The 7,395-nt window shown below is 34.6% G+C and carries 4 protein-coding genes; 1 reads left to right on the top strand and 3 read right to left on the bottom strand.

Annotated features, from left to right (window positions below; all coding sequences use genetic code 11):
• Positions 1-261 precede the first annotated feature (261 nt).
• The gene (locus Q0138_RS00850) at positions 262-1,773 is read left to right on the top strand and encodes a succinylglutamate desuccinylase/aspartoacylase family protein (protein WP_297979612.1); all 1,512 of its coding nucleotides are present in this window, start codon (positions 262-264) and stop codon (positions 1,771-1,773) included.
• Between the two features lie 235 nt (positions 1,774-2,008).
• Here Q0138_RS00850 and Q0138_RS00855 read toward each other — a convergent pair whose 3' ends face one another.
• The 3 genes from Q0138_RS00855 to Q0138_RS00865 form a co-directional block, all read right to left on the bottom strand.
• Positions 2,009-2,326 carry a DUF2149 domain-containing protein gene (locus Q0138_RS00855; protein ID WP_297979616.1) on the bottom strand — a complete coding sequence of 106 codons (318 nt, stop codon included), beginning with the start codon at positions 2,324-2,326 and terminating at the stop codon, positions 2,009-2,011.
• 48 nt (positions 2,327-2,374) lie between these two features.
• A complete protein-coding gene (locus tag Q0138_RS00860) occupies positions 2,375-2,998 on the bottom strand; it encodes a MotA/TolQ/ExbB proton channel family protein (RefSeq protein WP_297979617.1) in 624 nt (207 codons plus the stop codon).
• Positions 2,999-3,403: 405 nt separating this feature from the next.
• On the bottom strand, positions 3,404-7,395 hold a 3,992-nt coding region (locus Q0138_RS00865), incomplete at its 5' end, for a PQQ-binding-like beta-propeller repeat protein (RefSeq protein WP_297979618.1).

Raw genomic sequence — 7,395 nt, forward strand, 5'->3', positions numbered from 1 at the left:
AAATATATAAATATATAAAATAAAATTTTTTAAAAATTTTAAAAAGAATGAAATAAAAAATGGCTTAAAAATCCAATTCTTATTAAAAATGCCTTAAAATGAGAAATAAGACTAAAATATTTAAATAAATAATAATAAAATTTTATATAAATAAAAAAAATAATGCAAAAAAAGGATTTGAAAATTATGGCAGAAAATAAAAAAAGAATAATATTCGGCATTTTATTTATAATATTAATTCTTTTTAGCCTAAATGCAGTAATGGCAACAAATATAGGCTCAAGTGATTTGAATTGCAAAGATAATTATTCAATTGAAGAAAAGACCGATAATATACATTTAATCAATTCAAATCAGGAATTAATCAAAACTGATGAAAAAACAATACTGAAAGAAAGTGAATCTGCAAGCAATTCAAGTCAAACAAACACAACAAACACAACAAACAATTCAAGCCAAACAAACACAACAAACTCAGACCAAACAAAAGCAAAGGCAAAGACAACAATTAAAACAAGCAACCTAACAGCTGCATACAAATCAAAAAGCTTTACAGCCCAAATACTGGATTCCAATGGAAGCCCAATCAGCAATCTTACAATTCTATTTACAATCAAAAATCACACTTACGAGAAAATAACAGATTCAAATGGAAAGGCAAGCCTTGCAATTAACCTAAATCCTGGAAACTATTCCATAATTACCCAATTCAAGGGAAATGAAAACTATAAATCATCCAAACAGACCAATTCAATAACAATTAAGAGGAAAAAATTAGCTCTTGATACTGGCAATCTTGTTAAGAAATATGGAAATTCCGATTCATTCAAGGTGATTTTAAAGAACAATGGAAATCCTGTAAGCGGCGTTAAAATTGCATTGACCATAGGATCACATACTTATTGCAAGAGCACAAATTCAAAGGGAATTGTCACATTGGCAATAAATCTAAAGATAGGAAAATATCCAATCAAATCCTCAATTTATAAAAGTTCATGCTATTATTCAAGCACATATTCAAACAATGTCACCGTCAAAAGCCAAAACCCATATAATTTGACTTGTCTTAAATGGGGATCAAAGGGAGACATCACTAAAAACAAGGCATTATACAAAAATCTTGTAAAGTCATCCATTACAAGCGCAATAATAAACACATGCAAAAATGGAACTCCATTGATACAATTTGGCAACGGCAGCGGCAAAAAGGTCCTTATCCTTGCAGGAGTGCATGGCCATGAACTTTCATCACAGGCAGCATGCTTTAAGCTGATAAACTCAATATACAATTCAAAAAAGAAAATAAATGGAACAGTTTATATAATCCCTGTCCTCTGTCCGAAAACAAGTGCGGCAAACATAAGGTATTACAATAATGTCAATCTCAATTCAGTTGCAGACAAGTCAGGAACATTGTCATATAAGCTTGTAAGCTATGCACAAAAACTAAAAGTTGATGCATTGGGAGACTTCCATTGTACAAGACCTGGTGGAGAGCCTGGAAAAAACATTGCAATGGGAACATACAAACCGCAAGCTGAAAGCGCAAAGCTTGCAAAATACATTTCAAAAACAACAGGATACTCATATAAGATATACAATATTGCAGGAGAGGAATATCCTGGAGCAGTGGAGGACGTCTGCAACATTAAGGGAATTACTTCAGTTACCTGTGAGGTAATCACTCCACATGGAACAATAAAAAGTGGAAGCATAAGCAAATCATATAATATGATGAAAGCACTTTTAAAGTATTACGGAATTGCAATTTAGGTTATACTTTATGAAATCATCCTGCATGAAAACTTTTAAAGAGCTTAAAAAATAGGAAACATAAGAATCATAAAAAATTTTTATTTTAATCATGTATTGCATATATGCATATAGCATATGGTGCATGCAATTAAATAAAAATTAAAATCTGAAAACATGAAGCAAAATAAATAAAAAAAGAATCAATTAAATCAACAATTATAAGAATAACCATTAATTTAATCAAAGACAAAAATCAATTTTCCACCATAATCAGCTTACCCGTTGCAGGATCCTGATAAACCTTACCCATCTCAGTATAACCTTGACCGGTACTGTTAGAAATATCCGGAGTGTCATTCAAAACCTCACCCTGATCAATCTCACTAACATCCTGCTGCATCTGATCCTTAACACTAGTATCAGGATCAAGCATAGCACTCATATTCCAAGAAAGAATAGCAAAAACAAGAAAACCCACAGCAATAACCAACATGGCATCAACCAAATTACTGGTACCAGCCATAGGATCCTCCTCAACCCTAGAATCCAAACTCTTCCTACTACGAACCATAAAAAAAACACCATCCATTACAAAAAAAAAGAAAACTCAATGCCCAATTCAATCCATAACATCCAAAACCGCATCAGTCAAAACATCCAAATTAGCCAAATCATCACTATACCAAGAAAGACGAATCTTACCAATAACATAACACAAAGCACCGGAACCAATACCAATAATGGTAGTGTTAAAAGCAACAGTCAAGGAACTGGCCAAAGTATTAATATCACCAGCACCTAAAGCAGCAAGACCAGGACCCATAGGAATCAATGTACCCATCAAACCAAGAGTAGGACCAATACGAGTAATAATATCAGTAACACGCAAAGTCTTGTTAATCCTCTTCTCCTCACTCTCAACCAACTTACGAGCATAAGCCTCACGAGAAGTCCTCTTCAAAGAACCGGAATCAGCAATCTTCAAAAGCAAAGCCTTATGCCTAGAAGAAATAGCAGAAGAAGAAATAACACCACTCAAATCATCAGGACACTTATTAACATTAAAAATCAAATCCCCAACAGCATTCACACCAACCTTATCACGAGAAAAATACTCACGAACCAAAGAACCTAAAACAATAACAGAAATTGCAACAAAAACAAGCAAAATCAACAAAACAGGAATAGACAAACTCTGAGAAATAATATCCATAGAACCAGTAATCAAATCACCATAAACCATAAAAAAACCACCAACCAAAACATAATAAACATATATAAAAAAAATAAACATGAATAAATTAAAAACTCCTAAAAATTCATAAAAAAAAATAAACTAACTAATTAAAAACCATAAAAAAACTTTAAATAAACTACTAAAAAAAAACACTATAAAAACTTTAACTAAACTACTAAAAAAAACATAATAAGCATAAAAACTTTAAATAAGCAAAACAAACCATAAGAAAATTCTAAAAACTCAAATAAAAACTCCGAAAAACACAAATAAAAACAAAATAAAACTCAGAAAAAACTCCAAATAAAATCTTTTTTAAAAAAAAAACAACATTGAAAAAAATAAATAAAAAGAAGGAAAAAAACTTTATCCCTCCTTTTAAGAAAAGAAAATTTTTTTTATTATTATATTTTATTCTTCCTCCTCATCATCCTTTCTTCTCAATCCAAGAAGGAACAATAAAATCACCAAAATTGCAATGATTAACTTTAACTCAATATTGCTTTCACTGATATCAATCTGCTTTTTAACCTCATAAGCCTGAATGGTCTCACCATTACCGGCATCAGAACCACCGGCAGTAGCACTGTCCATAGAAGCACTCTCAGAAGATGAATCATCACCAACAACAGACTCACTAACAGCAGCCTCACTAACAGAAGACTCGCCAACATCACTGGTAAGATCCTCATCAACAACAGAATTCTCAACCACAACATCACCGGAACCGGTAAAACTTACATCCTCAACCACAACAGGATCAGATGAAAAATCATCCACCTCCTCTGCAGGCTCAACAGAATCATCAAACTCATCTGCCAAAGGATCACCATTATCAGACTCCGGACTGGAAGAAGTCTCATTAGAACCAAAACTGCTAGTGTTGCCATCACCAAAATTACCAGAACTGCCATTGCCATCACCAATGCCAGTTCCAGAACCATTGCCGCTGCCCTGACCATCACCAGAACCATTACCATAACCAGAAACATCAGGGACAACAGGCACAATAGGCACAACAGGATTAAAATCATACTCCGGAGGAATCTTAGGAATCACAGGATCCGGATTATCATAAGCCTCACCCTTTTCAAAACCAGGATCAAAAGCACGATTAGAACTGTTATAGCCCTCAGTAATCTGAATATCAAAGTGGGCGGATTTACGAATTTCACCAGAGATTATAGCTTCAATATCACTGACAGCCATCGCAACATCAAACTCCGCAACAGCAGAATCATTGACAAACTTAACAGTCCTATTAAAACCGCCAGTGGTGAAAATCACATCAAACTCAGGAATCTCACTCAAGTAATGATTGTCTAACCTGTTGATTAATCTTAATCTGAATGTTGCATCACCAATACGATCAATTACAAGATCAACCTTACCTTCATGGTAACTGGTAGCGCCGCCAAAATCAGTTAAACTGTAACTTGATGAACCATCCATCAGATTATAACCATAACCGTCACAGCCCGCATCAATATAACCGCAATACTTCCTTGCTTCCCATGAACGGTGAGATAAACGGATAACGACATTGTCAATGATGACAGTGTTTCCCTCATGGAAATTGCTTGCAGGATATGAAACCTGAATACCATTGGACTGATGATTAAAAAACATGTCTGATGGGAAATATTCCTCATAAACATAACCTGCCAACTGCTCCACCAAACTAGGTCCACCAAAAGAAAACAAATCACCCTCATGATCATGCAATAACTTAATAGTATTCTGCTTAATCAAAACATTCTCACTATAACCCATAAAATCAATACCGTTGTAACATCCATCAATCAGGTTATGAGTAATGTTTACATTGTAATACTGCTTGCCTAAAAGAATAGCGTCACCGACAGTCTCATAAATCTTATTGGCATCAATAACAGTATCCTCAGTAGTGTGATACAAATGAATGCCGAAATAACCGTAATTGATAGTGTTATTATAGATATAGTTGTCTGTGGAATCATCGATTAGAATGTTATTCGCCCTGCTTTCGGATGCAGGAACATTAACCTTGAAATTAAGACCATAACCTTGTGAAGGCACAATCTCATTTTCACCATAAAGCAACTTATACGGATCCTTGCCGTTATCCTCAATCAATGAATTAACAATAACAGTATGCATTGACTGATAAACCCAGATTCCATCGCTGTAACAATCACGAACACTAACGCCATCAATCAAAGTATTGGTGGACTGATTGACAAGAATGCCCTCATCAGCATTATAAACAACAGTATCCATAATACTTGTACCATTGCTTCGATAGATATTAATGCCTGTACCATTACTTACATTAACCAGACAGTTGCGGATTAAAATATCATCAGCTTCAATCAAAACACCATCACCGCCAGCATTAATAATCTCAAATCCGTTAAGGACAGATCCTTCACTGCCTTTGGCAAATCTTATGGACGGATTGCCATCAACACCAATCAATTTGGTATTGTTATTGGATATGATATTCAAGGGTTTGTTAATAGTGAAATTAGCACCATAAATACTGCCAAAATCAAACAAAACCTTACTATAAGGTTCAGCACCATCCAATAAAGCCTGAATAGCATTAATCAAACCACTATCCACAACAGAATCAACAAGATCACCAGTACCATTAATATCCGAATCAGTACCATTAACATCAGGATTAGTAAGATTATCAGAACCATTAAGGTCCAAATCAGTACCATTAGCACCAGGACCAATAACATCACCAGTACCATTAAAATCTGAATCAGTACCGTTAACACTCGGATTAATAATATCTCCAGTGCCGTTAATATCAGAATCAGTGGAATTGCCAGTACCATTAACGCCAGGCTCAACTACTGGCACATCAACAGAAGCATTATCCTGACCAGTGCCATTAACATCAGAGCCATTATTAGTAATATTGTTGATTAAATCATGTATATTAATAACATCAGTGATTTTAAAGATAATCTGTGAAACATTACCCCAATTGCCGGAATCATCACAAGCAACCATGCTTAAAGTAGTGTCAACCTCAACATCAAAAGGCCCAGCATAAACCCTGCAAGTGGAACTGTTTAAAGGGCTGGAACCATCAACAGTATAATAAATAAGAACATCACCATACTCATCAGTCGCATTTAATGAAACCCTTTGAGTTTGATTGAAAACACCGCCTTCAGTCACAAGACCGTCAATATATGCAAGAACATCACTTGGAGGAGTGATATCATAAAAGACCACATCAATGGTCTTATTACGCATAAGATCAATATTGCCATTATGCTCTACAAGTAAAACAACATTATATTTGCCTCCAGAAGCATATTCATGAACTGGATTCTGCTCACGAGAAACATTGCCATCACCAAACATCCAATAATACCTATTGGACCCATTAGTAGACTTATCAATGAATTGAATAGTTGCTTCAGTACCGTTCACATGCTCATAAGTAAAATCAGCAGCAACATCCCTAAAAGCATAAATGCCCTGATTGGTTGTCACAATCAATGTACCCTCAGCAGTCAAAACAGGACTGGAAAAACTAATAGGACTTCCATAATCATTACCAGGCAATTCATACTGCCAAATCAAATCACCAGCAAGACTAAAAGCATAAACCATATTATTACTGGTAACATACAATACCTCATCATCACTGACTAATGGAGAAGATGCAGTAAAACCAGAATGTGAAATAGGTATGCTCCATAAAATCCTACCGTCAGAAGCATTAAATGCAAATAAATCACTATTACCAGTTACATACAATACGCCTTTATAATATGTTGGTGTGCCTGAAAGATCTTTAAAATATCCTGGATACAGGGTAGACCATTTAACAGTACCATTTAAATAAAAAGCTGTAAGGAAAGGAGTGAGTTGTTTTTGATAGTTAATAACATATAAAACTCCATCATTCATACTAACAGACATTTGAGTATTTTGCTGATAATAATTACGATTACTAAAGGTAGGTATAGCCCAAACAAACAATCCGGAATCAATTAAGGAATAATGATTTAGCGAACCATCATAATTCAAGCAAACAAGTTCACGACCTGCAGAAATCAAATACAATCTACCATCATTTCCCACAACCGGTGAAGAACCGGAAACAAAAGGAATAGTATGATTTCCAAGTAAAACACCATCCTTAAACACATAGACATTACTATACATATCATTGGATGTTATAACATATAATCTGTTATCCAATCCAAAAACAGGACTAGAACCAGTATTATAATCCCCAAGATTATACTTCCAGATTAATTCACCTTCAGGAGAGATACAATAGACACTGCTGTTCATCCAATTGCTGAAATAAAAATTACCGTCAGACCCAATAGTTGGAGTGCAGATAATACGACTGGTAGTTCCAAAACGCCAAATAACCTGACCTAACT

The organism is uncultured Methanobrevibacter sp. (genome assembly GCF_937906425.1).
GTDB lineage: Archaea > Methanobacteriota > Methanobacteria > Methanobacteriales > Methanobacteriaceae > Methanobrevibacter.

Bases quoted from the DNA above. Each gene is read 5' to 3' on its own strand.
- Q0138_RS00850 (WP_297979612.1), top strand. From the start codon at position 262: ATGGCAACAAATATAGGCTCAAGTGATTTGAATTGCAAAGATAATTAT.
- Q0138_RS00860 (WP_297979617.1), bottom strand. From the start codon at position 2,998: ATGGTTTATGGTGATTTGATTACTGGTTCTATGGATATTATTTCTCAG.
- Q0138_RS00855 (WP_297979616.1), bottom strand. From the start codon at position 2,326: ATGGTTCGTAGTAGGAAGAGTTTGGATTCTAGGGTTGAGGAGGATCCT.